Genomic DNA, 26,897 nt, shown 5'->3' with positions numbered 1-26,897 from the left:
GATATGGGCACGGGATTATTTCATGACTGGCATCGGCTTATAAAGACACGGTGAGAACGCTTCAACAAAACGGAACCCGGCGTCTAATCCCACCTGATAGTCATGCAACAAGTCCTCCCTTTCACTCATCAATGAGCTCGCCTTTAATGGCTCTTGAGGCTTAATTTGAATAACAAAGCAGTCATCTGGCGGGGATTGTAAAAAGTCTTGAGTCAATGAATAGGTTTGGTAATGCACCATCAACATATCGGCGAGACCTGAATCGAATTTGTCACCGATCAAGTGGCTTAGCCGATAAATATCATCCGCGCCAAACAACCAGCGTCCACCGTTCAAAAGCTCTAAGTGGCTTTGATCCAACTTTTCAGTGCGAGACTTTTGTACCTGATCATTGAAGAAACTGCCCCAATCTTGCTTCCACTGTTCGAGCTTATCTTGCCAATGGCCTTGAATCACATTCATTGAATCTCTAAACCATTCAACTGAAGGTTCTTGAGCGCTCTGCTGCGTCTCTGTAACGAGATCTTCCCCCTCAGTTCGAATCACCACAATACAGCGTGCTTCTTTTCGCCACGCCTCTTGCACTGGGATAGACGCTGAGACGCCGCCATCGACATACTCCCCGTGTGGGAAAGAAACGGGCTGGTGATACAAGCGAGGAATCGCACACGTCGCCAATAGCACCTTCCGCCAATCATCTTGGAGCATGGGTAAGTAATGATCAAAAAGCCTGTTGGTGTCCGTGACGGCGGCATACGCATTACGATCAGCTAATACTCTTCGGCCCATATCGATATCTAAACGATAGGGAAAGTCACAAATTTTATCCAATGCCCAATCAAGACCTAAATATTGCTTGCGGCGAATATAACGGAATAAATTAAAAAACTCAGGGTCGGTGGTTAAATCCAAAATAAACGAGCGGCCGATGCCATTCTGGCGACAGAGAAAGGCACATAAATTCATGGCACCTGCTGAGGTACCATAAAACGTGTGAAAAGGGTCAAAGTTGGAAAGTAGGAAAGCATCAAGAACACCAGAAGTAAAAATACCTCGTTGGCCGCCGCCTTGGGCAACCAATGCATTTTTACCGCCGGTGTACTTTTTCAGTCGATCGACATCTAGCTGTACAGCGGTATTTGTCACAACACCGCGATTGTTCATGGTGAGCCTACGCCGTCATGATGGCGATTAGACCATAACCAATAATAACCGCGAATGCAGCTGCAGTGATCAGTAGGGCATATTTTAGATCGTGTTCCATAGACACCTCCTTATTGTGTAACAAAGTAATAACATCAGTGTGAAGTATCTTCAATAAATACGTATTTTTCGTGCGGAATTATGGCGTTAGCGTCACACTTAGATTTCTACCTAGACCAAAAAGGCCTAAAAATGAAAACCGACTTTCGACTACTCTTGTCCCTAGCGATATTCAGCTTAAGCACCACTGCTCATGCAGAAATTCACCTTTCTCCTTGGCTGGGTTACACCTTTGGAGGGAGCGTTGAAGATCAAAATCAGAATGAACTCGACCTAGAAGGCTCCGAGAGCTACGCCCTCTCTCTAGAAACGGATCTGGATAAAGGGCGAATTGGTGTGTTCTACGCGAACCAAAACTCACAAGTTGAAAACGTCAATGCAGACTCATCTATTCACTACCTACATTTACAGAGCAGTATTTACTACCCTGTTCAAGACAAATGGTCTTCATACTTAGGTGTGGGTTTAGGCGCTTCGTATATCGACGCCGATTGGGTCAAAGATGAGCTTGGCTTCTCCGCCAGTATCTTCGGTGGTTTCGAATATCAATTTACGGATGAACTTGCACTGAATACTCAATTGAGATGGCTGGGTACCGTTGTCGATAACGACACTAGCGGGGTCTGTAACTTACCAACAACGGGCAACGAATCGTGTGTGATCAAGTTTAAAACTGACTGGATGAATCAGTTTTCAGCCAACATAGGCTTAACCTGGTCATTTTAGCCCACACATTGAATGTGGATCTCGGAGAACCTTATAAGTTAGGCTCTCCGTTCACACTACACGGTATTAGAATGTGTACTTCACACCCAGTGCACCGCCAATTTGTAACTCTGGGCCCGAATAGAGGTTCAGTTCAGGATGAATCTGGCCATACATCTCCCAACCTTGGCTAATGTCCCATTTCAAACCAAGCGGAACGCGAGCACCAAACTCTTTGTGGTCCCATTCACTCCAACCGCCAACACCGACATACCATGAAACCGGTGTATTCTCGTCAAAAGAACCACGTTTCAGAATGTAATCAAACGCGCCGCCATCATTACCAACAGTAAAACGATAGGTATTGTCTAGCTCAACCACAGCGCTTAGGCCTTGATCCACGGCCATACCAACTGAGATATCGGTTTTCTGAGGCTCATCTGCAGCAAACACTGAGCAACTTGCAACAAGCACCCCTGAAGTGAGAAAGATTCGAGACTTCTTCATTCGAGTACATTTCCTATGAAATCAATAAAACAGCGTACAATTATGATGATATGTAAGAAATGGATGTCAGAAAAAGGTAAAGAGAAAAGAATATTTAGATGAACAGTTGGGCTAAATTGTAACCAAAAACAAAAAAGGAGGCCTTAGCCTCCTTTTTAGTCATTTAGATGAGTCGTGGGAATTATTAACCGTTGTTACGGATCCACTCATCCATTTCAGTTTTCAGGTTGTCAGACTTAGTACCGAAGATAGCCTGAACACCACCTGCTACAACGACTACGCCTGCTGCGCCTAGTTGTTTCAGTTTGTCTTGATCAACCGCTTCAGTGTCTGCAACAGCAACACGTAGACGAGTGATACATGCGTCTAGACCTGTGATGTTTGCTTTACCGCCGAATGCTGCAACGAGTTCACCAGCTAGGTCAGAGCCTGTTGCTACAGATACTTCTTCAGATTCGTCTTCACGGCCTGGAGTCTTAAGGTCCATTGCCTTGATTACAGCGCGGAATACTACGTAGTAGATAGCAGCGTAAACTAGACCAACAGCAACCATCAGACCCATCTTCTGAGAGTTACCAGAAAGAACTAGGAAATCGATTAGACCGTGTGAGAATGACGTACCGTGTACGAAGCCTAGAGTGTTAGCAACAACGTAAGCAGAACCCGCTAGTAGAGCGTGGATACCGTAAAGTACAGGAGCTACAAATAGGAATGAGAATTCGATTGGCTCAGTGATACCTGTTAGGAATGAAGTCAGTGCAGCAGACGCCATGATACCCATTACTTTCGCGCGGTTTTCTGGCTTAGCAGAGTGAGCGATAGCAATAGCAGCAGCTGGTAGACCGAACATCTTGAACATGTAACCACCTGCTAGCTGACCGAAGCCATTACCTGCAGCACGAGAAGCTTCATCAGCAACTAGGTAACAAGTTAGAACGCCGTTTTGAGTTTCGCCAGCAGCGTTAACACAAGTACCTGCTTCAAAGAAGAATGGTACGTTCCATACGTGGTGTAGACCGAATGGGATTAGAGAACGCTCGATAACGCCGTAGATACCGAATGCAACCTGTGGGTTCTGGTGAGCAGCCCAGTCAGAGAACGCTGCAATCGCGCCACCAATTGGAGGCCATACAACAGAAAGAACTAGACCAAGACCGATCGCTGAGAAACCAGTGATGATTGGCACTGCACGCTTACCAGCGAAGAAGCCAAGGTATTCTGGAAGTTGAATTTTGAAGAAACGGTTGAATGCCCAAGCGGCAACACCACCGACAAGGATACCACCTAGTACGCCTGTATCGATTTTCTCAACGCCCATTACGCCAGCCATAACGCCTAGAGTTGCCGTCATGATGCCGTAACCAACGATTGCAGCAAGACCTGCTACACCGTCGTTGTTAGTGAAGCCAAGTGCAACACCTACAGCGAATAGTAACGCCATTTGGCCGAATACTGAACCGCCCGCTTGTTCCATTAGGTTAGAAACGATATCTGGAATGAAGCTTAGGTCGGCAGCACCGACACCTAGTAAAATACCTGCAACTGGTAGAACCGATACTGGTAGCATCAGAGCTTTACCAACTTTTTGCAGGTTAGCAAAAAGGTTCTTAAACATGTTTATGCTCCTGAAAAGTTTATAAGATTTATTGGGCTCTAACGGCACACCCCCGTAGCCTTAAATGTTAGCACCCTGAAAAAATGTAACCACTTATGTCACTATATTTTCTGGGTCTAAATATATATTGCGGGCCACGACACTTACTAGCGAGTTACGGAATTTAGTTTCAAACTAATAGATAGATCACACACCAAATGGGCAACTGAAAAGGATTACACAAACACAAATCTTTGATATATAAGATATTATTGGTTATGTTGATTAATTTTGATGGGTAAATAAAATAGATCGAGTTGTTATTTTATGTAACAAAATTACAAGCCCGCTTTTTTGAACTCTCAAGTTCAACATTTTTAGTGAACAACGTCATTTAAACGCTTGCGCGTGAGCTAGATAACAAAAAAAAGGAGCCTAAGCCCCTTTTTAACCGCAAATTAATTTTTTATCTTAAAAAAAGATTTCTGAAATTTTCGGTGGTTTTCTGTCCAACTTCGCTTAGTGAACACCCTTTTAGCTGCGAGATGTAAGAAGCAACCTCAACAACATAGGCAGGTTGGTTCTGTTTTCCTCGATGCGGAACGGGGGCAAGGTATGGTGAGTCTGTCTCAATCAGCAGCCTTTCAAGCGGCAGCGCTTTGACGACCTCTTTCAATTCAGTTGCTTGTCTAAACGTGACAATACCTGAAATAGAGATATAGAAGCCCAGTTCCATAGCCGCCTCGGCAAACGGAAGATCTTCGGTAAAGCAGTGAATCACACCTCCACACTTGTCAGCACCACCCTTTTTTAAGATATCCAACGTATCTTGGCGCGCGTTACGAGTATGAATGATCAGTGGCTTATTGAGGTTAACCGCTAATTCTACTTGCTGCTCAAAGCGTAGCTTCTGCAGATCTGCCGTTTCAGGTTGATAATGGTAGTCTAGGCCCGTTTCACCAATCGCTACCACTCGTGGATGCGCGGCATATTCATGTAATCGATCTAAGGCAAAGTCACTTTCAACATCGAGAGGATGAACCCCACACGATGCATAGACATTCTCAAATGGCTCGATCATTTCCAACATATTTGGAAACGAATCCAGGGTAACACCGACCGACAGAAGCTCGTGTACATTTGCCGCCTTTGCTTTTTCGACAACATCGGCAATACCATCGTGAAGTTCGTCATAGTCTAGTTTATCTAGATGACAGTGTGAGTCTACGAACATGATTCCTCGTGAAATTTAAATAACCAATCAAGGATTAATAACTCTGCATTTAACCCTGTGTGTAATCTTAGCTGGTCTTGCAACTTGGTCAGAGCTTGAGCCTGAGAATAGAGCGTTTGGTAATCCAGTGCTTTAGATAGCAACTCAGCCCCCGGCACGAATACCGAATCAGATAAACCATAGTGCACTTTCTGTGCATCCGTCAGTAAATACCATACCCAAGTGAGCGATTCCAAGTGCCCACTAGAGAGATCCTTAGCCAGTTTGATCGCGTCGCCTTGATTCTGACATACCGCTAATAGTGACTGCTCCAACTCGGTATACTGCTTAGCCTTATCCTGTTGAAGAAACTCCAACGCTAACAAAGGGGCATTCCCGTTTAGGTGCGCGACATACGCAGGAACCTGGCCAACATTTTGTGACGACAGCCATTGAGCGACTTCACTTGATGACGGTGGAACCAAATGCCATTGCTGGCAGCGACTGGTAATGGTTGGCAATAACGTATTCGAGCGATGAGCGACCAATAGAAACATACAACTTGAAGAAGGCTCTTCCAACGTTTTCAGCAATGCATTCGCCGCAGACTCGTTCATGGCTTCCGCAGGTTCAATAACAAATAAGCGAGTTCCAGATAATTGCGAAGACTCTTGAGCAATACGATTACATTGACGAATTTGCTCAACCGTAATCGATTTACCTTCTTTCTCTGGCTTAATAATGTGGAAGTCTGGGTGACTGTGGGATTGCATTAACTGACAGCCATGACAAAAGCCGCACGCTTCTGCAGGGTAGTTTTGACACATCACAGCTTGGCTAAACTTCTCTGTAAGCTGTCCGGCACCCATGCCTTCTTCAGCAATTAACAAAGCGGCATTAGAAAAGCGATCTGCCTGTAAATTAGCCTGCCACTGCTGCCATAACGGGGTAAGCCAAGGGTATAGCTCTGTCATCAGTTGTTTTGCATCCAGTTGGTCAGCGCCAGAGCGATATCTTCAGCTACCTTCTCAATCTCTTGCTCAGCATTGACGATCAGTACCGTATCATCTTGATGCGCTAACTCTAGGTAACGTTCACGAGTACGATCAAAGAAACTCATATCCATCTTTTCAATACGGTCTAGTTCACCACGACCACGTGCGCGTTCTAAACCAACTCGTGGATCGATATCGAGATAAAGAGTGAGATCAGGTTTAAAGCCACCCAATGTTGTCTGTTTTAACGCTAACATCGTTTCAGCAGCAATCTGACGACCACCACCTTGGTAAGCTTGCGAAGACATATCATGGCGGTCACCCACCACCCAGTCACCTTTTGCCAGTGCTGGCTTGATGACATTCTCAACCAACTGGACACGAGCAGCGTACATAAGTAGCAACTCGGTCATATCTTGCAGCTCTTCACCTTCGTGTTCTTGCTTAACGAGGGTTCTTAATTTTTCTGCCAACGCTGTGCCACCAGGTTCACGCGTCTGAGTGATCGACTCAACACCTGAAGCTTTCAGAGTTTCCAGTACTGAATTGATTGCGGTGCTTTTGCCCGCGCCTTCTAGGCCTTCGATTACGATGAATTTAGCGTTTGTCATTTGTTGCTTCTTAGTTGTTTTAAGTATGCTCGAACTGCACGGTTGTGCTCTGCCAATGTTTTGGAGAAGACATGCCCACCTTTGCCGCTGGCGACAAAGTAGAGGTAATTGCTGTCTTCTGGGTTCAGCGCTGCTGCGATAGAGGCTTCACCAGGCATCGCGATTGGCGTCGGTGGCAGTCCGAAAATAGTATATGTATTGTATGGCGTCGGTGTACGAAGGTCTTTCTTACGAATATTACCATCGTACTTGTCACCCATTCCGTAGATAACGGTTGGATCAGTCTGTAAGCGCATACGCTTATTCAATCGGTTAACGAATACCGCCGCAACACGTTCACGTTCAGATTCGACAGCGGTCTCTTTTTCAATAATAGAGGCCAAAATCAACGCTTCATACGCACTCTTAATGGGAAGTTGGTCTTGGCGCTGCGCCCATTGCTCATCTAAGACGGTTTGCAACTTGCTCGCCGCGCGCTTCAAAATATCAAGATCCGATGCGCCAAGCGTGTAATGGTAGGTTTCAGCAAGCAGTAAACCCTCAAGCTTTTTGTGTTCAGAGCCAAGCTGAGCCGCAATCTCTTCTTCTGAAAGTCCTGACAGTTCATGCTCTAAATACGGTGCGCCTTCAAGCGTTTCACGCCACTCTTTAAACGTCGAACCTTCTACGAACGTGATGGCAAATTGGTGCTCTTTACCTTGCTTAAATTGCTCTAGCGCTTGCTGTAGGTTAGTCGTCGGTTCAATGAGATACGTTCCTGCACGCAGTTGAGTCAGCTCAGGATGAAAACGACGAACGAGTTTAACCACATCACTGCCTTCAATTAGGCCATCTGTAGTTAGGCTAGACAGAACACGATTGAAACTCGTGCCAGGTTCGATAGTGAAGATGTGTGGCTCTTCTAGCTGCAAAGGCTGGTTAACGAACTGTTCCACCTGTTGCGCCACATAGAAATACCCGCCAGCAACTACGCCAGCGACCAATAGCAAAAAAAGAGTGATTTTTTTGATCACGAGTCGATCATCTCCTGAATTCGTTTTGTAATTCTTCCAATATTAAAGGGTGTTGAGCTCACGGTATGGATAGGAGCAACACCAAGCACAGAGTTTGAAATAAAGATTTCCTCGGCAGACAACAGTTCGTCTAGATGAAAATGTCCAATTTCGCACTCAAAACCGGCATCTCGGGCTTGCTGTAAAATCACCCGACGCATTACGCCACTTACACCTGCATAGCTCAGGTCTGGTGTGTAAATTTTATCCTTCTTTACCCAAAACAGGTTTGCCATTGAAGTTTCAATCACTCGGTCGGCAATATCAAGAACGACGCCATCTCGTAAGGCCTGTTGATCCATTTCAGCTTTCACAAGCACTTGCTCAAGGCGGTTATTATGCTTATAGCCCGCTAACAACGGGTTATGCCCAAGCCGAGTATTTGCAATACCGAGTTCGATGCCAGTTTTAGTCCATTTTTCATAGTCAGACGGAAATGGAAAGGCGCTAATGGTAACATTTGGTGTACCTACTTGAGTAGGACTATATCCCCTACCCCCTTGACCACGGCTAATGTGCAACTTCAAGCCCGCTTTATCGTCCTCTCTCACCGCTAAAGTCAGCCATTGCTCAACCTGACTCCAGTTAGGGCGAGGAATCAAAAGCGCATCCAAACAAGCATCCATACGCTCAATATGCTTAGACCAATGCTGGATCTGACCTTTTCGAGTCAACATTGTTGTAAAACAGCCATCACCATACTGAAATGATCGGTCCGTAAGCGAGACAGAATCCGCCGGTTCTCCGTTTAACCAGAACATAGCAATCCTTGTTTTCAATTTAGAAGGGTATTAAATAACAAAACGGCTTAATGCCAAAGCATTAAGCCGTTTATTTAGACTCTATGAACGTGCTCGTTAGATTTTTTTGAAAACTAGAGAGCCGTTTGTACCGCCGAAGCCGAATGAGTTACAGATTGCGTACTCCATTTCTACTTCTTTCGCTGTGTGTGGTACAAGATCGATATCGTCTAGACCTTCAGCACGGTTATCTAGGTTGATCGTTGGTGGAACAATCTGGTCAACAAGAGACAAAACAGTGATGATAGCTTCAACCGAACCTGCTGCACCTAGAAGGTGACCAGTCATCGATTTGGTTGACGATACTTTCACTTGTTTCACGCCTTCTTCACCCAGAGCACGACGAACGCCTTTAATCTCAGCAACGTCACCTGCAGGTGTAGATGTACCGTGTGCGTTCACATAACCCACTTGTGTACCGACGATGCCAGCATCACGCATAGCCGCTTCCATCGCTAGTGCACCACCTGAACCATCTTCAGATGGAGAAGTCATGTGGTAAGCATCACCAGACATACCAAAGCCAACGAGCTCTGCGTAGATCTTAGCGCCACGAGCTTTAGCGTGTTCGTACTCTTCTAGAACCATCATGCCTGCACCGTCGCCAAGAACGAAACCGTCACGGTCTTGATCCCAAGGACGAGAGGCTTTTTGTGGCTCATCGTTACGAGTAGACAGCGCTTTAGCCGCACCAAAACCTGCCATGCCTAGAGGCGTAGAAGCTTTTTCAGAACCACCTGCAACCATTGCGTCAGCGTCGCCGTATGCAATCATACGCGCTGCGTGACCAATGTTGTGAAGACCTGTAGTACACGCCGTCGAGATCGCGATATTAGGACCGCGAAGACCACGCATAATAGATAAGTTACCTGCAACCATGTTTACGATGGTTGATGGAACGAAGAATGGGCTAACTTTACGTGGGCCTTTTTCAACTAGTGCTGTGTGACCAGTTTCAATCAAGTCAAGACCACCAATGCCTGAACCGATAGCCACACCTACACGAGGTGCGTTTTCTTCGTTAATTTGTAAACCAGAGTCATCTAGAGCTTGGATACCCGCTGCAATGCCGTACTGGATGAATAGATCCATTTTACGTGCATCTTTCTTTGTCATGTACTCAGTACAATCAAAGTCTTTAACTAGACCCGCAAAACGAGTAGAGAAGTTTTCTGCGTCAAAATGATCGATATTAACGATACCACTTTGACCAGCAAGCAGGGCTTTCCAAGATGAGTCTACGGTGTTGCCTACCGGTGACAACATACCCATGCCAGTGACAACAACACGACGCTTGGACACGATTTTATTCTCCGGGAATGAAATGATTCTATGGAAGGATAGAAGGATTAAAAAGAACACAGGCGGCCAGAAGGCCGCCTGGGAGAGAGATTACTGAGCGCTGTTTACGTAGTCGATAGCAGCTTGAACAGTAGTGATCTTCTCAGCTTCTTCATCTGGAATCTCAGTGTCGAATTCTTCTTCTAGAGCCATTACTAGTTCAACAGTGTCTAGAGAATCAGCACCTAGATCATCAACGAATGAAGCTTCGTTTTTAACTTCAGCTTCGTCTACACCTAGCTGTTCAACAATGATTTTCTTTACGCGTTCTTCGATGTTGCTCATTTTTCTTTTCCTTTACAGATTTCGCTCAATGCGATGATTCCGTAGTTTATTCGAACTACTGAAAGTTGCAAGAGGGACCTTGCTGGTCAAACCACAATTTTAGCGATTTTAACCGAAATTCAATACATTTTTGACTTAAATCATGCACAAATCTTGTGCAGCTTCGCGTCAAATCTTTCAAACTATAGGCTACTTTCACTACAAAAAGTAGCCTATTTGTCGACATTAAGTGCAAATTAACACGTTTGCAGAGATTAGAGTGAATATTAATACGAAAGTTCACCAATTTTCTCTACGAAAGCGTTTTACACCATGTACATGCCGCCATTTACATGCAAAGTTTCACCCGTGATGTAAGCCGCTTCTGGAGAAGCTAGGAATACCACAGCCGATGCGATTTCACGAGGGTCACCTAGACGACCTGCTGGTACGTTAGATAGAGTCGCCGCACGTTGGTCATCATTCAATGCTTTAGTCATATCTGTTTCGATAAAACCTGGTGCTACTGTGTTCACAGTAACGCCACGAGAAGCAACTTCACGTGCCATAGATTTAGTGAAACCAATTACGCCCGCTTTTGCTGCTGCATAGTTAGCCTGACCTGCGTTACCCATAGTACCAACCACCGAGCCAACGTTGATGATGCGACCAGCACGTTTTTTCATCATGCCACGCAGTACCGCTTTAGACATACGGAAGATTGGCGTTAGGTTAGTATCGATGATGTCATCCCACTCAGAGTCTTTCATACGCATAAGTAGGTTGTCACGTGTGATACCTGCGTTGTTCACTAGGATATCAATCGCACCAAACTCATCGTTGATGGTCTTAAGTGTCGCTTCGATAGATTCTACGTTCGTTACGTTAAGAGCCAGACCTTTACCGTTCTCGCCTAAGTACTCACTGATTGCAGCTGCGCCACCTTCAGACGTCGCAGTACCGATCACTGTTGCGCCACGCTCAACAAGCAGTTCAGCGATTGCACGACCAATACCACGGCTTGCACCAGTAACTAGAGCAACTTTGCCTTCTAGATTCATCATGTTCGTTATTCCTTTGTTCTTATTTACTTAGCAGCGTCTAGAGATGCAGCATCGTTTACTGCAGCGCCACTTAGTGTCTTAACAATTCGTTTTGTTAGGCCAGTGAGAACTTTACCTGGGCCAAGCTCAAGTAATTTCTCTACGCCTTGCTCGCTCATTAGCTGCACGCTTTCAGTCCAACGAACTGGGCTGTATAGCTGACGCACAAGCGCATTTTTGATTTTTGCAGGATCGGTTTCAGCAGCAACGTCAACGTTGTTGATAACTGGAAGCTGAGGAGCGCTAAATTCGAGATCTTCTAGTGCCACTGCAAGTTTGTCAGCCGCTGGCTTCATCAGTGCACAGTGAGAAGGCACAGAAACAGGAAGAGGAAGTGCACGCTTAGCGCCCGCTTCTTTACACAGTGCACCAGCGCGCTCTACTGCGTCTTTGCTACCAGCGATAACAACTTGACCAGGAGAGTTAAAGTTTACTGGTGAAACAACCTCGCCTTGCGCTGCTTCTTCACACGCTTTAGCAATTGACTCATCATCTAGGCCGATGATCGCGAACATTGCGCCAGTGCCTGCTGGTACCGCTTCTTGCATCAGTTGACCACGAAGCTGAACAAGTTTGATCGCTTCTTTAAAATCGATAACACCCGCACATACTAGTGCAGAGTATTCACCTAGGCTGTGACCCGCTAGGTTCGCTGGTTGCTCAAGACCAAGCTCTTGCCAAACACGCCAAATAGCAACAGAAGATGCTAGCAAAGCTGGTTGAGTACGATGCGTTTGATTAAGATCTTCAGCCGGACCATTTTGAACAAGGGCCCATAGGTCATAACCTAGCGCTTCAGATGCTTCAGCAAACGTCTGTTTCACTACGTCATACTGCTCGCCAAGCTCTGCAATCATGCCGACCGCTTGAGAACCTTGACCTGGAAATACAATAGCAAACTTGCTCATTTTCTTTTCCTTAAAACCGTTTCTTTAAATAAAAGAAGAAAGAAAAGATGCCACTATCGGCATCTTAATTTTGAATTCTGTTTAGAACTTAACGAGCGCAGAGCCCCAAGTAAAACCACCACCGAATGCTTCAAGTAGCAACGTTTGACCGCGTTTAATTCGGCCATCACGAACCGCTTCGTCAAGCGCAGTAGGAACCGTTGCGGCAGAAGTATTACCATGCTTATCTAGGGTGATAACCACCTGATCTAAAGACATAGATAGCTTCTTCGCCGTCGCCGAAATAATGCGGTAGTTTGCCTGGTGTGGGACTAACCAGTCCAGTTCGGACTTATGCATATCGTTAGCCGCAAGCGTATCTTTCACGAGCTTAGACAGTTGTGTCACTGCTACTTTGAAGACTTCATTACCTGCCATGTGCAACCATTTATCAGCATCTTTGCCGCGCTCAGGAACTTCGAGGCTTAGCAGCTCACCAAAGCGACCATCTGAATAAATGTGTGTCGATAGAATACCAGGCTCTTCACTTTGACCAACAACCACTGCACCAGCCGCATCACCAAACAAGATGATCGTTGAACGGTCAGTAGGGTCACAAGTCTTGGATAAAGCATCAGCACCAATCACAAGCACATTTTTGCACATGCCCGATTTAATATGCTGGTCAGCCACAGATAATGCATACACAAAACCTGAACATGCTGCAGCCAAGTCAAACGCTGGACAGCCTTTGATCTCAAGCTTAGCTTGCACCTGACACGCTGATGATGGGAACGTGTGGCTACCACTTGTGGTCGCGACAATGATTAAATCGATATCGTTCTTATCGATTCCCGCCATTTCGATTGCGTTTTTTGCTGCGTAGTAACCCATGTCGGCAACTGTTTCATTTTCAGCAGCAATGCGACGCTCTTTAATACCAGTACGAGTTACAATCCACTCATCATTTGTATCTACCATTTTCTCTAAGTCTGCGTTTGAACGCACCTGAGATGGCAGGTAGCTGCCAGTACCTAAAATTTTGCTATACATGAAGACTAATAATGCCTCTCGAGTAAAACCGCTTCCAAACGATCGCTAATACGGTTTGGTACTTGTCGTTTGACCTCATGTAGCGCTTCACCAATTGCATTGATGATGGCGTCTACATCAGCACTTCCGTGGCTTTTTATGACAATGCCGCGCAATCCTAGCAAACTTGCGCCATTATACTGGTCGGGGTTCAAGGTTTTTAGCTCATTAAATAAGCTAGAAAATAATTTTCTTGCAATCCAACCCTTTATAGATGAGGCCATCATGTGTGATTTCAACTTATCTATAAATAATTGGGCGGTCCCTTCACACGTTTTCAAACACACATTTCCAACGAAACCATCACAAACCACCACATCGGCCGCATCGTGAAGCAATTGGTTTCCTTCAATATAGCCGACAAAATTCACCGATTGAGTCTGAGACAGCATTTCAGCACAGCGCTTGACAAGATCATTACCTTTTATTTCTTCAGCACCAATGTTGAGAATCGCGACTTTGGGTGGTCGCTCTAAATACTGCTCGGCCAGGGCACTGCCCATGACCGCAAATTGGAATAACGAGTCTGCATCGCTAGAAACATTCGCGCCAAGATCAAGCATCCAAGTGCGGCCGCCTGAAGCGGTCGGCAATGCAGAGATAAGGGCTGGGCGCTCTATTCCAGGAAGGAGTTTCAACTTAAAGCGAGACAATGCCATCAGTGCCCCAGTATTACCGCAACTGACGCAAGCATCTGCTTGGTTATTGGCAACGAAATCGATAGCCGTACCCATTGAACTGCCTTGGCTTTTTCTTAGAGCAAGAGAAGGTTTTTCGGAGTTTGAAATCACTTGGTCTGTATGTTCAATACTCAAACGAGGATGAGCTTGGACGCCAAGAGATGAGAGTTGAGACGTGATCTCGGTATGATCACCGATTAGGGTTACTTTTAGCTCTGGGAAATGCGACAGTGCCTGCACGGCGGCAGGCACTGTGACGCGAGGACCGAAATCCCCGCCCATTGCATCAAGTGCAACGGTTATATTTTGCAAAGGTCAACCTTACTTGTTGATAACCTTTTTGCCACGGTAGTAACCTTCAGCAGTTACGTTGTGGCGTAGGTGAGTTTCACCTGAAGTTGCGTCTACAGAAAGTGCTGCTGTAGTTAGGGCATCGTGTGAACGACGCATGCCACGCATTGAACGTGATTTCTTGCTCTTTTGTACGGCCATTGACCCTACTCCTATGTAAGTATTAAAGAATTACTTCTTTAAGCTTTTTAAAACGTCAAATGGATTCGGCTTCTCTTCTTCCACAATTTCTTCTGGAATCTCACCAAACACCATATTATCTGAATCAACGCTACAGTCCGCTTCATCGTGCATTGCAATTTGAGGCAAGTTTAGAATGAACTCGTCTTCAACTAACTGTATTAGGTCTAACTCACCGTACTCGTTCAGATCTACCAAATCGTACTCTTCCGGTGCTTCCTCTTCAGTCCTTTCACCGCGATACGGTGTATAGGTGAATTGGACATCGCACTCATGTGCGAAAACCTCATTACAGCGCTGACACTCTACGTCGACTACGATGTTAGCTTTACCAGAGATAACAACGAGTCGCTGCTCATCTAAGTCAAATGACAGTGACACTTGGGCGTCGCGTTTAACGCCTTCAACTGATTCCAATAAACGCTTAAAGAGACTAACTTGAATAATACCTTCAACATCTAGTCGCTTTTGAGCTGCGCGTGTTGGATCAATCGTACGCGGTATTTTTACCTTTTGCATAGGGCGCGAATTCTATCTTCCAAATCGTTTATAGTCAAAGAAAAAGGGCAAAAAAGTGTACTTTTTTTCCTTTCCAGCGAGAGAGCTAGTATCACAACCATAATATCGATTAAGCTCACACTAACCCGCCAACAGATTGTAAATTAAAATGCAGAATTACCAACTAGTTTTAGCGTCGACATCGCCATACCGTCAACAACTGCTCAATAAATTGGCAATTAAGTTTGAAACGGCTTCTCCAGACTTTGACGAAACACCTTTCGAAAACGAAACACCACTCGAGTTAGTCAAGCGCTTAGCCGCTGGAAAAGCTCAATCGTGCACAATTGAGCGTCCGAGTTTAATCATCGGTAGTGATCAAGTGTGTGTGATCAACGGTGAGATCATTGGTAAGCCTCTCACTCGAGAAAAAGCCATCAAGCAACTGACACAACAAAGTGGTCAAGCGATTACCTTTTACACCGGCCTAGCAATCTATAATTCGAGCACGAAACAAACAGATGTAAAAGTTGATACCTTCACTGTGCATTTTCGAAACCTGACAGACAGCCAAATCGCTAACTACGTCGATAAAGAAGAACCGTTTTACTGCGCGGGAAGCTTTAAAAGCGAAGGGTTGGGTATTGCATTGTTTGAGCGTTTAGAAGGAAAAGATCCTAATACGCTAGTCGGGCTGCCGTTAATCGACTTGATTGATATGCTCGAAGCGCAAGGGTTTGAGGTGCTTTAATATAGTGAGGGTGGAACTACGTAACGCTCCAACCTCAGCTATTGCCGTCATCCTCGAGAGTGAGGAACGAAAGAGTTGAGGATCTCTAGAAGCGAGTCGAAAACCTCAAGAGATTCCCTACTCGCTCCTTCGTCACTCTAAGGAATGACGCTTTATAGCTTACGCAAACCAGCCAAGGCTTTCTCTAATCTAGCTTCCATTGGCGCGTTAATCTCCATCCACTCATCATTGGACGGGTGCTGGAACTTAATATTCGCCGCATGTAAGAACAAACGATCTAACCCAACTTGTCCGGTGTATGCATCAAAACGGCGATCGCCATATCGATCATCCCAAGCTATTGGATGGCCGGTGTACTGCGTGTGAACACGAATTTGGTGTGTGCGGCCTGTAATAGGACTCGCTTGAACCAAAGTCGCCTGAGCGAACTTCTCGATGATCTTAAAACGAGTCTCCGATGGCTTACCTTTCGGGTTCACACGAACAATGCTGTTCACTTCGTTTTTTAGCAGAGGCGCATTCACCACCTTGCAGTTGTTCTTCCACTGCCCCATGACGAGAGCAAAATAGAATTTTTTAACCGTCTTTTCACGAAACTGAGCTTGCAAGTGACGTAATGCTGAACGCTTTTTAGCCACCAGCAAAATGCCCGACGTATCACGGTCAATACGGTGCACCAACTCTAAGAAACGAGCATCTGGTCTAAGTGCTCTTAAGGCTTCAATGGCACCAAACTTAAGGCCACTGCCACCATGAACTGCGGTACCAGAAGGTTTATTGAGAATAAGCATATGATCATCTTCGTAGATGATCTTGTTCTCAAGCTCAGAAACTTTGTTCAGTTTCGTGCTCGGAGCGACTTCTTCTGCTTTTTCTTCAATCGTGACTGGTGGGATACGAACCAAGTCACCCGCTTGAAGCTTATATTCAGCTTTGATGCGCTTTTTATTTACGCGGACTTCACCCTTACGCAAGATTCGGTAAACCATGCTTTTCGGGATGCTTTTTAACTGGTTACGTAAGAAGTTATCAATACGCTGACCGGCCATATCTTCGTCAATGTCGACGAATTGGACTTTTGTTCTAATTTCACTCATGCGTTTATTCTAACACCCAAAGTTGCGCAGAATCACATTTTCTTAGCAACAAAATGGAAAATAGCGTTAATAAGACTGAATCTCAAATCCGCTACGGATAAAAATCCACCGTTTTATTTACAATTTTCAAAAATCCGCTCAATTGCAGATTTAAAACAAGCACTTAGCCTCATCAAAAACGGCTTTTTCTCTGATTTATTATAAAGCAGATTGCTGAGTTTAGTGGGTACTGCTATAGTTCACACCTGCAATATATGAGTTGGTTGCATTTTAAACAAACCTCCCCATATTTGAGCAATAGTTTGAGTAGCTCGCTAATTTACCAAAATGCTGCATACGGCGTAAGACATTTTCGAGGTTAGCAGTCTTGTCACCTACTCGTCGCTCACATGTTGAGTATTTACCGCCACAATGCGGCTTACAAGCTGAACGAGAAAAGCTTGTGAGACTGAAGTGCCCGAGAGCATCCCTCCAGCCGGGAGGCTGCAAACGATTAAGCCATGGGATCAGGCACCATGAACGCGACTGCAATGACAAGAACAAAAACAAAAAATGACAACGAGATTTATCAATGAAAAGAATGTTAATTAACGCAACTCAAAAAGAAGAGTTGCGTGTTGCTTTAGTTGATGGTCAGCGTCTATTCGATTTGGATATCGAAAGCCCTGGTCATGAATCAAAGAAAGCAAATATCTACAAAGGACGTATCACACGCATCGAACCAAGCCTAGAAGCGGCTTTTGTTGACTACGGTGCAGAAAGACACGGTTTCCTCCCTCTTAAAGAAATTGCCCGAGAATACTTCCCTGAAGGTTACACATATCAAGGCCGTCCTAGCATTAAAGAAGTGCTTACTGAAGGCCAAGAAGTAATCGTACAAGTTGAAAAAGAAGAACGTGGCAGCAAAGGCGCTGCTCTAACAACGTTTATCTCTCTCGCAGGTAGTTACCTAGTTCTTATGCCAAACAACCCTCGTGCCGGTGGTATTTCTCGCCGTATCGAAGGTGACGAACGCACTCAACTGAAAGCGGCTTTAAGCACGTTAGAACTGCCACAAGGCATGGGTCTGATCGTTCGTACAGCTGGTGTTGGTAAGAGTGCTGAAGAGCTAGAGTGGGATTTAAACGTGCTTCTGAACCACTGGGGCGCAATCAAACAAGCTTCTGACTCTAACGCTGCACCTTTCTTGATTCACCAAGAAAGTAACGTGATTGTTCGTGCAATTCGCGACTATTTACGTCGTGATATTGGCGAAATCCTTATCGACAGCAACACGATTTACGAACGCGCACTTGAGCATATCCGCCTTGTACGTCCTGATTTCGTAAACCGTGTTAAAAAATACGATGGCGAAGTACCGCTGTTTAGCCACTACCAAATCGAAAGTCAGATCGAATCAGCGTTCCAACGCGAAGTTCGCCTACCTTCTGGTGGCTCGATCGTTATTGACCCAACGGAAGCACTTACTTCAATCGATATCAACTCTGCTCGTGCAACAAAGGGCGGCGATATCGAAGAAACAGCACTCAATACCAACCTAGAAGCAGCAGAAGAGATTGCTCGTCAGTTACGTCTGCGTGATTTAGGTGGTCTAGTGGTTATCGACTTCATCGACATGACGCCAGTTCGTCACCAACGTGAAGTAGAAAACCGTCTACGCGATTCTGTTCGCATGGACCGTGCACGTGTACAAATCGGCCGAATTTCTCGTTTTGGTCTATTAGAAATGTCACGTCAACGTCTAAGCCCTTCTCTAGCTGAAGCAAGCCACCACATCTGTCCTCGCTGTACAGGTACTGGTGTTGTACGTGATAACGAATCACTGGCTCTTTCTGTTCTTCGTTTGATTGAAGAAGAAGCTCTAAAAGACAATACGGCTCAAGTTCTTGCCGTTGTGCCTGTTCCTATTGCTTCTTACCTTCTGAACGAAAAGCGTCGCTCAGTGAACCACATTGAGAAGAACCAAGAAGTTAAAATCACGGTTGTACCTAACTCAGACATGGAAACACCGCATTTCGATGTGATCCGTGTTCGTGAAGGCGAAGAGTTTGATCTGCTTTCTTACTTGCTACCGAAAAAACTGGAAGCAATGAAAGAAGCGGAAGGTCGTGAACCTGTAGAAGTAGAAGCAAAACCTAAGAAGATTGAAGAGCCTGCACTAAAAGGCTTCGCATCTCCTAGCCAAACACCGGCTCCTGTTGCTCCTGCGCCTGTCGCAAAAGCACCTGAGAAGAAGGCAAAACCACAAGTTGCAGAAGAAGAGACTCAACCTGGTTTGGTTAGCCGCTTCTTTAAAGCGCTTGGTAGCTTCCTATTCGGTTCTTCTGAAAAAGAAGAAGAGAAGAAAGAAGAAGAAGAACAAAAAACTAAAGAGCGCCGCGAAGGTAACCGCAATAACCGTAACCGCCGCAATCGTAACGATAACCGTCGCCGTAACAACCGCGATAACCGTAACGACAATCGCAACGAAAATCGTGATGATAAACGCGACAACCGCCGCAAAAACAATCGCGATGAAGCTGCGAGCGAAGCGAAGCCTAACGAGCGTAAACAGCAAAACCGTAAGCCTAAGCAAGACCGCCGTAACAAGCGTGACGATGCTAAGCCAAGTAAGGTAGCTGAAGAAGGTCTAAAACTGGCAGCAGACGCTCAAACCAGCGAAAAGCCAGACACACGTAAAGAGCGCACTGAAGAGAAAGCGGCAAAAGTTAAAGAGCGTCGTCAACGTCGCAAGCTAACTAAGCAAGTACGTGTTAAAGACCAAGCTAACAAAGCGAAAGCTGACGAAGAAGCGAAACTGGTTCAAACAGAAGCAAAAGCAGACACTGTGGAAGAAAAAGCAGTAGAAGCAAACGCTGAAGAATCAACAGAGCAACCGAAACAACGCCGCAATCGTCGTTCACCACGTCACTTACGTGCAAGTGGTCAACGCCGTCGTCGTGGTCGCGATCGCCGCCCTAACCCATTCCGCCTACGTAAAGGTGGTGTAGCCTCTCCTGAGATGGCGATGGGCAAAGTAATGCCAAGCTACGGTATCACTAAGCCAACACCGAAACACAAAGCGAAGGCAGAGAAAGTAGAAGCGGTTGAAACGCAGGTAGAAACAACGGTAGCAACTCTAGGCGGCTTTGCTTGCCCTGAGATGGCGATGGGTAAAGTGATTGTTCGTCGCGAACAGCCTGTTGTTGAAGCAGAAGTTGAAGTGACGGCTCCTGTTACTCCTCAAGTAAAACCTGAGCCTGTAACTGAAGCGCCAGCAGTGGTTGAAGCTCCTGCGGTTGTTGAAACCGTAGTTGAAGAAGCACCAAAGGTTGAAGAAGCGAAAGTCGTGACTTCTGACATTGTTGTTCCTCAAAGCTTCAAAGGCCATGCCTCTGCCGCTATGGCAAAAGCACCGGGCAGCACAGAGATGAAAGAAATCACTGTGAATGCCGCACCATTCAAAGCTGAACGCTATGAATCACGTGGTGCAGGTAGCCAAGTCGCTCGCAGCCAAGCCGGTGCCGTAATGACGAAGCCTTCGTTCTAATTACGCATACGCTGACCAAATAGAAACAGCCTCTTAATAGAGGCTGTTTTTTTATCTTCAAGCATAAATGCTTAATGCGGTTTGTCATGGGGATAACAAGTTGTCACAAATATTGGTCAATATCTGGTTCATTCTTGAACTTAATCACACTTTTCGGTAGCATGCGCCGACTCGATCTGTTTTGTCGACCTGATTAGAGAATCCTCTTCATGGTCATAATTTAGTCCCCCAGCTCTTTTACATTGCATTTTGCCCAGCGCGACTAAACACAATTCAGAACCCTTAAACACTTAGCCAAACTGAGCAAATATGTTTGAATTTCCTCAATTTTCTAAACACTCTGTAAAAAATGATGTTTTATCAGGTCTAACGGTAGCGTTAGCTCTGGTTCCTGAAGCGGTTGCGTTTGCATTCGTAGCAGGCGTTGACCCAATGGTTGGTCTTTACGCAGCATTTATCGTCGGCCTTATTACGTCTATCTTTGGTGGTCGTCCAGGTATGATTTCTGGTGCAACAGGTGCGATGGCCGTTGTAATGGTCTCTCTCGTTGCCACTCATGGTGTTCAATACCTTTTTGCTGCCATTATGCTAGCAGGTATCATTCAGGTCGCTGCAGGTGTATTTAAACTTGGTAAGTTTATTCGCATCGTCCCTCACCCTGTAATGATCGGTTTTGTGAACGGTCTTGCTATCGTGATCTTCCTTGCTCAGCTAGGCCAATTTAAAGCGCCAGATCTGTCGGGTGCACTGACTTGGTTGCCACAAGATCAAATGATGTTAATGCTGGGTCTTGTTGCACTAACTATGGGTATCATCCACTTCCTGCCAAAGCTGACAACAGCAGTACCATCTTCATTGGTTGCGATTGTTACGGTAACTCTTTTAGTGGTTGGCCTAGACCTTGAAACGCGCACTGTAGTTGACTTCCTACGTACGATGTCAGGTGATGAAGCGGCGACACTTGCAGGCTCTCTACCAACGTTCTCAATTCCAGCGGTACCATTCACGCTTGAAACACTTTACATCATTCTTCCTTACGCAATCATCCTGGCGGCTATCGGCCTAATTGAGTCTCTTCTGACTCTAACTGTGCTTGATGAAATGACCAATACCCGTGGTCAGTCTAACCGTGAGTGTGTGGGCCAAGGCATGGCAAACATGACGTGTTCAGTGTTTGGTGCAATGGGTGGCTGTGCGATGATCGGTCAATCAATGATCAACGTAAACTCAGGCGGTCGTGGTCGTCTATCGGGTATCGTTGCTGCGGTTGCACTTTTAATGTTCATCCTATTCGGTTCTGCTCTGATTGAAATGATCCCACTAGCCGCACTGGTTGGTGTGATGTTTATGGTTGTAATTGGTACATTCGAATGGGCAACGTTCAAGCTTGCGCGCCGCGTACCGAAGCAAGACTTCTTTGTTATCGTGCTAGTCACTGTGGTTACAGTACTGACTGACCTTGCTGTTGCCGTATTTGTTGGTGTTATCGCTTCTGCGCTTATGTTTGCATGGCAGCACGCTAAGCATATCTACGCGGATACGCACACTAACGAAGAAGGCTCTAAAGTCTACAAGATCAACGGCCCTGTATTCTTTGGCTCTACAGCAAACTTCCTTGAGCTATTTGATGCGCCAAACGACCCACAAGATGTCATCGTCGATTTCGCTAACTCTCGAGTCACTGACCATTCAGCCATCGAAGCGATCGATACCATCGCGGAACGTTACTCTGCACTTGGAAAAACACTGCACCTGCGCCACCTAAGCCAGGATTGTGTGAAAACACTGCATAAAGCAGGTAGCCTAGTTGAAGTGAATGACGCAGAAGACCCAATCTATAAGGTTATGTCTAGCTAAGACTTATTAAAGCAATACTAAAAAAGGGCTTCCAATTGGAAGCCCTTTTTGTATCTGAATTTTTTGTTAGAAACTCACTATTTAGAGTTACAGCAGTTTATTTAGCTTTTCACCAAATAACTCTAATCGCCAGCTTTGCATCACATCCGGCAACTTGGCAGGATCGCGGTCTTTCTTCCATACCCAACTCATTAACTGGTTAAGCTGCTTCTTAGACGCTAAGAACTCTGTCGCTAGTCCACTTGCAGTAGAAGCACGTTTGACTTCATCTTTCAGCACTTTGAATTTCTGTTTATAGCCAGGCATGTCCATTAAGCGCTCTATTGGCTCTGGGAACTCATCGACTGGTGTCATCTTTGCAGACTTCACAATCGAGATAATACGAGTGCTGTGACGCTGTACAGAGCGAGGATCCATGCCCTCTTGTTCCATGCGGTTACGATTTTGGATCCCCTGCTTGGCAATCGTCAGCAAATCGTTTTCTTTGAAAACGAAGTTCAGCGCTAAGTCGCGGCGCAGTGCTTCTTTTAGTCGCCAAGTTGCTAGCGGCTTTAGAATCGCCAACTCACGAGGTTTAAGCTGCCACGCTCCTTTCACATCCAAGTACGCCATCTCTTGATTAACGTTCTTGATGCGCTTAGACGCCACTAAGTCACTTTCTTGTTGAGCCGCTTCCCACCAGCCCGCTTGGGTGATTTTCTCGAACAACTTCTCATACAATGGCTGCAGGTAGAACACATCTGCCGCCGCATATTCGAGCTGCTTTTCTGATAGTGGTCTTGCCAACCAGTCAGTACGTGATTCGCTTTTATCTAACTCAACACCCAAGTAGTTTTCAACCAACGCAGCAAAGCCTGTTGATAAGCCATGGCCAAGGAATGCAGCCATCAGCTGAGTATCGACCATTGGGTAAGGCAAGCAACCAAAGCTGTTGTTGAACACTTCTAAATCTTCACCACAGGCATGCAGCACTTTAAGAACCGATGTGTCTTTCAGCAGCGCAGAAAAAGCACTCATGTCATCAATCACTGTCGGATCAATCAAGGATAGCGTTTCACCATCATAGAGCTGAATCAGACCAAGCTGCGGATAGTAAGTACGGGTGCGTACGAACTCAGTATCGAGCATGACAACATCAACGTTTCGAGCACTTTGGCAAACAGCTTCTAGCTGCTCTGCTTGGGTAATAATTTGATAGTTCACTAACTTCTCACTATGAGCGGTTTAACGGACATAAAAAATGCCGACAGGTAATTGTCGGCATTCTATCATTATTCGCTTAGTCTTGCTGCGGTTACTCTATTGTTCCTGAGCAGATTTCGCGAGGTTAGCATCGTTTTCTTCACGAAGCACTCGGCGAAGAATCTTACCAACGTTGGTTTTTGGTAGCTCGTCTTTAAACTCCACCAGCTTAGGCACTTTGTAGCCTGTTAAGTGCTGGCGACAATGTGCGATGATGTCTTCTTTGGTTAAGCTTGGATCGCGCTTAACAACATAGATTTTCACCAACTCGCCTGACACTTCATGCGGCTGACCAATCGCGGCCACTTCTAGCACTTTGCCATGCAGAGCAACCACATCTTCGATTTCATTCGGATAAACGTTAAAGCCCGATACCAAGATCATGTCTTTCTTACGGTCAACAATGTGAATTAAGCCTTCATCATCGAACTTAACGATATCACCCGTTGATAGCCAGCCTTCCGCATTGATCACTTCTTTGGTCGCTTCTGGACGCTGCCAGTAACCTTGCATTACCTGAGGGCCACGAACTTGAAGTTCACCCACTTCAGTATTAGATACTGGGTTACCCTCATCATCGACGATTCTTACTTCAGTAGACGGTACAGGTAAACCAATCGCACCCGTGTAGTCAGTTAGATCGTATGGGTTACCTGTTACGAGCGGTGAACACTCTGTTAGGCCGTAACCTTCAAGTAAATGGACTCCAGTGGTCTTTTTCCATCCGTCAGCGACTGCGCGTTGCACAGCCATACCGCCACCGACGGCAAGCTTCAAGTTGCTAAAGTTCAGTTCGTGGAAGTCTTCATTGTTTACAAGGGCATTAAATAGTGTGTTTACGCCAGTGATCGCTGTGAACGGGTATTTCTGTAGCTCTTTGATGAAACCAGGGATATCACGCGGGTTGGTGATAAGTAGGTTTTGACCGCCCATTTCAACAAACAGAAGACAGTTTACGGTTAACGCAAATACGTGATAAAGCGGCAATGCCGTTACCACAAGCTCGCGACCTTCAGAAAGAACCGGACCATAAGCGCCTTTCGCTTGCATCACGTTAGCAATCATATTGCGGTGAGTCAGGATTGCGCCTTTTGCTACTCCTGTTGTGCCGCCAGTGTATTGCAAGAAAGCAATGTCATCACCCGACATAAATGGCTTCACGTATTGTAGACGACGCCCTTTGTGCAGCGCCTTACGCATCGAAATTGCACCCGGCAGATCGTACTTAGGAACCATGCCTTTTACGTATTTCACAACGAAGTCAACGATCGTCCCTTTTGCACGCGGTAGCATCTGACCAAGGCTGGTCAAAATAACGTGCTTAACCGGCGTATTTTCAACGACTTGCTCAAGCGTATTCGCAAAGTTAGAAACAATCACGATCGCTTTTGCGCCTGAGTCATTCAACTGATGCTCAAGTTCGCGTGGTGTATAAAGAGGGTTTACGTTTACCGCAATCAGACCCGCACGTAGAACACCAAACAAGGCTACAGGGTATTGCAGCAGGTTAGGCATCATAAGCGCAACACGATCACCTTTTTGCAGTTTGAGATCGTTTTGTAAGTAAGCTGCAAAAGCACGGCTACGCTCTTCCAGTTTGCGGAACGTCATTACCGAGCCCATGTTCACAAATGCAGGCTGATCAGCAAACTTTTGAACTGACTGTTCAAACATTTCCACCAAAGATGGGTATTGGTCTGGGTTGATATGCTCAGGCACATCACTTGGATAACGTGATAACCAAGGTTTATCCACGGTAAAACTCCTCGAAATTAACTGGCTGCCTTCGAAAGACGCACTTTTATAACGTCGACTATTACAGCACAGGCGCAGCGCTTGAGCACGAAACACTCAAACACTTGTTTAAATTTTGTTAACTAAGCCAAAAATTAGGTTAGCGACTCTAAAAGGGTCTTGTAGGTGACAATGATGACCGCCTTCGATCATCTCGACCTGACTGGAGTCTGATACATCATGTTGAAAAGACTGCAAATGAGAAAAACCTTGCTCACCTAAGATAATGAGTTGCGGACAGCGAATATGCAGGCGGAACACATCAGCATGCTGTTGCGACATGCGGTAGAGCGACTGGCTTTGCAAGTTAACATCATGTTTCCATTCATAGCCTAAATCGGATTCCTTTAGGCCACGATGGACGATAGGTGCGATCAGTGAAGCCTCTATTTGATTCACTTTCGCTCGTCTATCTACTGCTTCTTGCACAGATTGCATTGCGCGAGTCGGTTTTCTGCGGATTCTTTGGCGACTCAACACGCCCTCCCGCAATCGAGAGACCGTATTTTTCGGCGATTCGGCCAAAGGTCCATACCCTTCTATCTGAGCCAATCCAATGACTTGCTCAGGAAAGGCGGCACTATAGCAACTTGCAACCAAAGCACCAAGAGAGTGACCGACTAACACCAGTCTGTTTGGCGATAAGTTAACCAAATACTGGTAAACATCATCAATATAGTCGTGAAATGGGTAGAAATAACTGCCATTTTTGCTGCTGGAAAGGCCATGTCCAGGGAAATCGATTGCGCATAGGTGCAGTGTCGAATCAAGCGAATGCAGTTGAGTCATTACGGTTTCAAAACTGGCGGCGTTATCTAACCACCCATGTAAAAAAACGACCGTTAATTCGGCCGTTTCAGCATGTCCATATTCAATGGCCGCGATTTGCCCATTAGCCATATCGCGGTAAGTCTCGTGTCTCATTATCTTACTTCTTGAATCACTTTACCTTGGCGGGTGCCATAACGCTCATCGCGACAATACAAGCCACTACACGGATGCAGGTAGCTATCAAAATCGTACACGATCACACGTTCTTCGATACGCCATAAATGGTAACCACTCGCTTTCATTACCGGGAAGTCATATGTGTACTCACCCACTTTTGATTGCTCCCTACCCTGGCTTTCACCCATTACAGAAATCAATCGCCCTTGAGACAAGGTCACTGGGTCAGCAAACCCATCAACATAAACAACGAAACGTCCACTTGGCTCTTGGCTAATATCAGGCTTAGCAGAAGAACCAATCGGAAGGTTCACTACTTCAATACGTGTTTTATCTTCGAGATTAGTGACATTAGCAATCATGCCACCTAGCCTGACTTGCTGAGGCTCGGATTGACTCTGTTGCCAAGTTTGATAGTCCGTAATGAGGCTAGGATTGTCTGATTTAAGGTTGTCAGGCAGCGAACTGCATGCTGAGACAAAGAGAAGAGTACTTATAACCAATAAACATCGAGAAAAGATTTGAATCATGGGAGTGCAGCCC

Annotated in this window: 26 protein-coding genes; 4 read left to right on the top strand and 22 right to left on the bottom strand. The window is 45.7% G+C overall.

Features of this window, described 5'->3' with window-relative positions:
- Positions 1-15: 15 nt before the first annotated feature.
- Complete coding sequence (locus EJ063_RS06595) at positions 16-1,164, bottom strand: patatin-like phospholipase family protein (RefSeq protein ID WP_126573248.1); 1,149 nt, start codon at positions 1,162-1,164, stop codon at positions 16-18.
- 7 nt (positions 1,165-1,171) lie between these two features.
- Entirely contained in the window at positions 1,172-1,264 is a 93-nt protein-coding gene (cydH, locus tag EJ063_RS06590; RefSeq protein WP_126573246.1) for a cytochrome bd-I oxidase subunit CydH, read from the bottom strand.
- Positions 1,265-1,395: 131 nt separating this feature from the next.
- Here cydH and EJ063_RS06585 point away from each other — a divergent pair, with 131 nt between their 5' ends.
- Entirely contained in the window at positions 1,396-1,989 is a 594-nt protein-coding gene (locus EJ063_RS06585) for an outer membrane protein (RefSeq protein ID WP_126573939.1), read from the top strand.
- A 66-nt stretch (positions 1,990-2,055) separates the two neighbouring features.
- Here the strand turns inward: EJ063_RS06585 and EJ063_RS06580 are convergent, their stop codons facing one another.
- The 15 genes from EJ063_RS06580 to yceD all read right to left on the bottom strand — a co-directional run bounded on the left by EJ063_RS06580 (position 2,056) and on the right by yceD (position 15,157).
- The gene (locus EJ063_RS06580; RefSeq protein ID WP_126573244.1) at positions 2,056-2,475 is read right to left on the bottom strand and encodes a hypothetical protein; all 420 of its coding nucleotides are present in this window, start codon (positions 2,473-2,475) and stop codon (positions 2,056-2,058) included.
- A 184-nt stretch (positions 2,476-2,659) separates the two neighbouring features.
- Positions 2,660-4,090 carry a PTS glucose transporter subunit IIBC gene (gene ptsG / locus EJ063_RS06575; RefSeq protein ID WP_126573242.1) on the bottom strand — a complete coding sequence of 477 codons (1,431 nt, stop codon included), beginning with the start codon at positions 4,088-4,090 and terminating at the stop codon, positions 2,660-2,662.
- Between the two features lie 445 nt (positions 4,091-4,535).
- A complete protein-coding gene (locus EJ063_RS06570; RefSeq protein ID WP_126573240.1) occupies positions 4,536-5,303 on the bottom strand; it encodes a TatD family hydrolase in 768 nt (255 codons plus the stop codon).
- A complete protein-coding gene (gene holB / locus EJ063_RS06565) occupies positions 5,294-6,256 on the bottom strand; it encodes a DNA polymerase III subunit delta' (protein ID WP_126573238.1) in 963 nt (320 codons plus the stop codon). Before holB ends, EJ063_RS06570 begins: the two co-directional genes overlap by 10 nt.
- Positions 6,256-6,888: a dTMP kinase gene (gene tmk, locus EJ063_RS06560; RefSeq protein WP_126573236.1), complete on the bottom strand. Its 633-nt coding sequence runs from the start codon at positions 6,886-6,888 to the stop codon at positions 6,256-6,258. The genes holB and tmk overlap by 1 nt, the downstream gene beginning before the upstream one ends.
- Positions 6,885-7,901, bottom strand: a complete 1,017-nt coding sequence (mltG, locus tag EJ063_RS06555; RefSeq protein ID WP_126573234.1) for an endolytic transglycosylase MltG — start codon at positions 7,899-7,901, stop codon at positions 6,885-6,887. The genes tmk and mltG overlap by 4 nt, the downstream gene beginning before the upstream one ends.
- A complete protein-coding gene (pabC, locus tag EJ063_RS06550) occupies positions 7,898-8,701 on the bottom strand; it encodes an aminodeoxychorismate lyase (RefSeq protein WP_126573232.1) in 804 nt (267 codons plus the stop codon). The genes mltG and pabC overlap by 4 nt, the downstream gene beginning before the upstream one ends.
- Positions 8,702-8,797: 96 nt before the next feature.
- A complete protein-coding gene (gene fabF, locus EJ063_RS06545) occupies positions 8,798-10,042 on the bottom strand; it encodes a beta-ketoacyl-ACP synthase II (protein WP_126573230.1) in 1,245 nt (414 codons plus the stop codon).
- 90 nt (positions 10,043-10,132) lie between these two features.
- A complete protein-coding gene (acpP, locus tag EJ063_RS06540) occupies positions 10,133-10,366 on the bottom strand; it encodes an acyl carrier protein (RefSeq protein ID WP_004406112.1) in 234 nt (77 codons plus the stop codon).
- 305 nt (positions 10,367-10,671) lie between these two features.
- Positions 10,672-11,406, bottom strand: a complete 735-nt coding sequence (fabG, locus tag EJ063_RS06535; RefSeq protein ID WP_158675996.1) for a 3-oxoacyl-ACP reductase FabG — start codon at positions 11,404-11,406, stop codon at positions 10,672-10,674.
- Positions 11,407-11,432: 26 nt separating this feature from the next.
- Positions 11,433-12,356 carry an ACP S-malonyltransferase gene (gene fabD / locus EJ063_RS06530; protein WP_126573226.1) on the bottom strand — a complete coding sequence of 308 codons (924 nt, stop codon included), beginning with the start codon at positions 12,354-12,356 and terminating at the stop codon, positions 11,433-11,435.
- 81 nt (positions 12,357-12,437) lie between these two features.
- Positions 12,438-13,388: a beta-ketoacyl-ACP synthase III gene (locus tag EJ063_RS06525; RefSeq protein WP_126573225.1), complete on the bottom strand. Its 951-nt coding sequence runs from the start codon at positions 13,386-13,388 to the stop codon at positions 12,438-12,440.
- Between the two features lie 5 nt (positions 13,389-13,393).
- On the bottom strand, positions 13,394-14,419 hold the full coding sequence (gene plsX, locus EJ063_RS06520; RefSeq protein ID WP_126573224.1) for a phosphate acyltransferase PlsX: 1,026 nt from the start codon (positions 14,417-14,419) through the stop codon (positions 13,394-13,396).
- 9 nt (positions 14,420-14,428) lie between these two features.
- Entirely contained in the window at positions 14,429-14,599 is a 171-nt protein-coding gene (rpmF, locus tag EJ063_RS06515) for a 50S ribosomal protein L32 (RefSeq protein WP_004414666.1), read from the bottom strand.
- A gap of 30 nt (positions 14,600-14,629) precedes the next feature.
- Positions 14,630-15,157, bottom strand: a complete 528-nt coding sequence (gene yceD, locus EJ063_RS06510; protein WP_126573223.1) for a 23S rRNA accumulation protein YceD — start codon at positions 15,155-15,157, stop codon at positions 14,630-14,632.
- Positions 15,158-15,305: 148 nt separating this feature from the next.
- On the opposite strand from yceD, the gene EJ063_RS06505 reads away from it, so the two are divergent.
- Positions 15,306-15,887 (top strand): Maf family protein, encoded by a 582-nt coding sequence (locus EJ063_RS06505; RefSeq protein WP_126573222.1) that lies wholly within the window; start codon positions 15,306-15,308, stop codon positions 15,885-15,887.
- Between the two features lie 152 nt (positions 15,888-16,039).
- Here the strand turns inward: EJ063_RS06505 and rluC are convergent, their stop codons facing one another.
- Positions 16,040-16,984 carry a 23S rRNA pseudouridine(955/2504/2580) synthase RluC gene (gene rluC / locus EJ063_RS06500; RefSeq protein WP_126573221.1) on the bottom strand — a complete coding sequence of 315 codons (945 nt, stop codon included), beginning with the start codon at positions 16,982-16,984 and terminating at the stop codon, positions 16,040-16,042.
- Between the two features lie 571 nt (positions 16,985-17,555).
- Here rluC and rne point away from each other — a divergent pair.
- The gene (gene rne / locus EJ063_RS06495) at positions 17,556-20,513 is read left to right on the top strand and encodes a ribonuclease E (RefSeq protein ID WP_126573220.1); all 2,958 of its coding nucleotides are present in this window, start codon (positions 17,556-17,558) and stop codon (positions 20,511-20,513) included.
- Positions 20,514-20,822: 309 nt separating this feature from the next.
- Positions 20,823-22,370, top strand: a complete 1,548-nt coding sequence (locus tag EJ063_RS06490) for a SulP family inorganic anion transporter (RefSeq protein ID WP_126573219.1) — start codon at positions 20,823-20,825, stop codon at positions 22,368-22,370.
- 87 nt (positions 22,371-22,457) lie between these two features.
- Here the strand turns inward: EJ063_RS06490 and rnd are convergent, their stop codons facing one another.
- The 4 genes from rnd to EJ063_RS06470 all read right to left on the bottom strand — a co-directional run bounded on the left by rnd (position 22,458) and on the right by EJ063_RS06470 (position 26,884).
- Positions 22,458-23,573 carry a ribonuclease D gene (gene rnd / locus EJ063_RS06485; protein WP_126573218.1) on the bottom strand — a complete coding sequence of 372 codons (1,116 nt, stop codon included), beginning with the start codon at positions 23,571-23,573 and terminating at the stop codon, positions 22,458-22,460.
- 96 nt (positions 23,574-23,669) lie between these two features.
- The gene (fadD, locus tag EJ063_RS06480) at positions 23,670-25,367 is read right to left on the bottom strand and encodes a long-chain-fatty-acid--CoA ligase FadD (protein ID WP_126573217.1); all 1,698 of its coding nucleotides are present in this window, start codon (positions 25,365-25,367) and stop codon (positions 23,670-23,672) included.
- A 108-nt stretch (positions 25,368-25,475) separates the two neighbouring features.
- Positions 25,476-26,330, bottom strand: coding sequence for an alpha/beta fold hydrolase (locus EJ063_RS06475; RefSeq protein WP_126573216.1), 855 nt, complete (start codon positions 26,328-26,330; stop codon positions 25,476-25,478).
- The gene (locus tag EJ063_RS06470) at positions 26,330-26,884 is read right to left on the bottom strand and encodes a Slp family lipoprotein (RefSeq protein WP_126573215.1); all 555 of its coding nucleotides are present in this window, start codon (positions 26,882-26,884) and stop codon (positions 26,330-26,332) included. Before EJ063_RS06470 ends, EJ063_RS06475 begins: the two co-directional genes overlap by 1 nt.
- Between the last annotated feature and the right edge of the window lie 13 nt (positions 26,885-26,897).

Source organism: Vibrio aquaticus (assembly GCF_003970385.1).
Taxonomy (GTDB): domain Bacteria; phylum Pseudomonadota; class Gammaproteobacteria; order Enterobacterales; family Vibrionaceae; genus Vibrio; species Vibrio aquaticus.
Note: the sequence above shows the minus strand (reverse complement) of the source record. Positions and strands in the feature narration are given on the sequence as shown.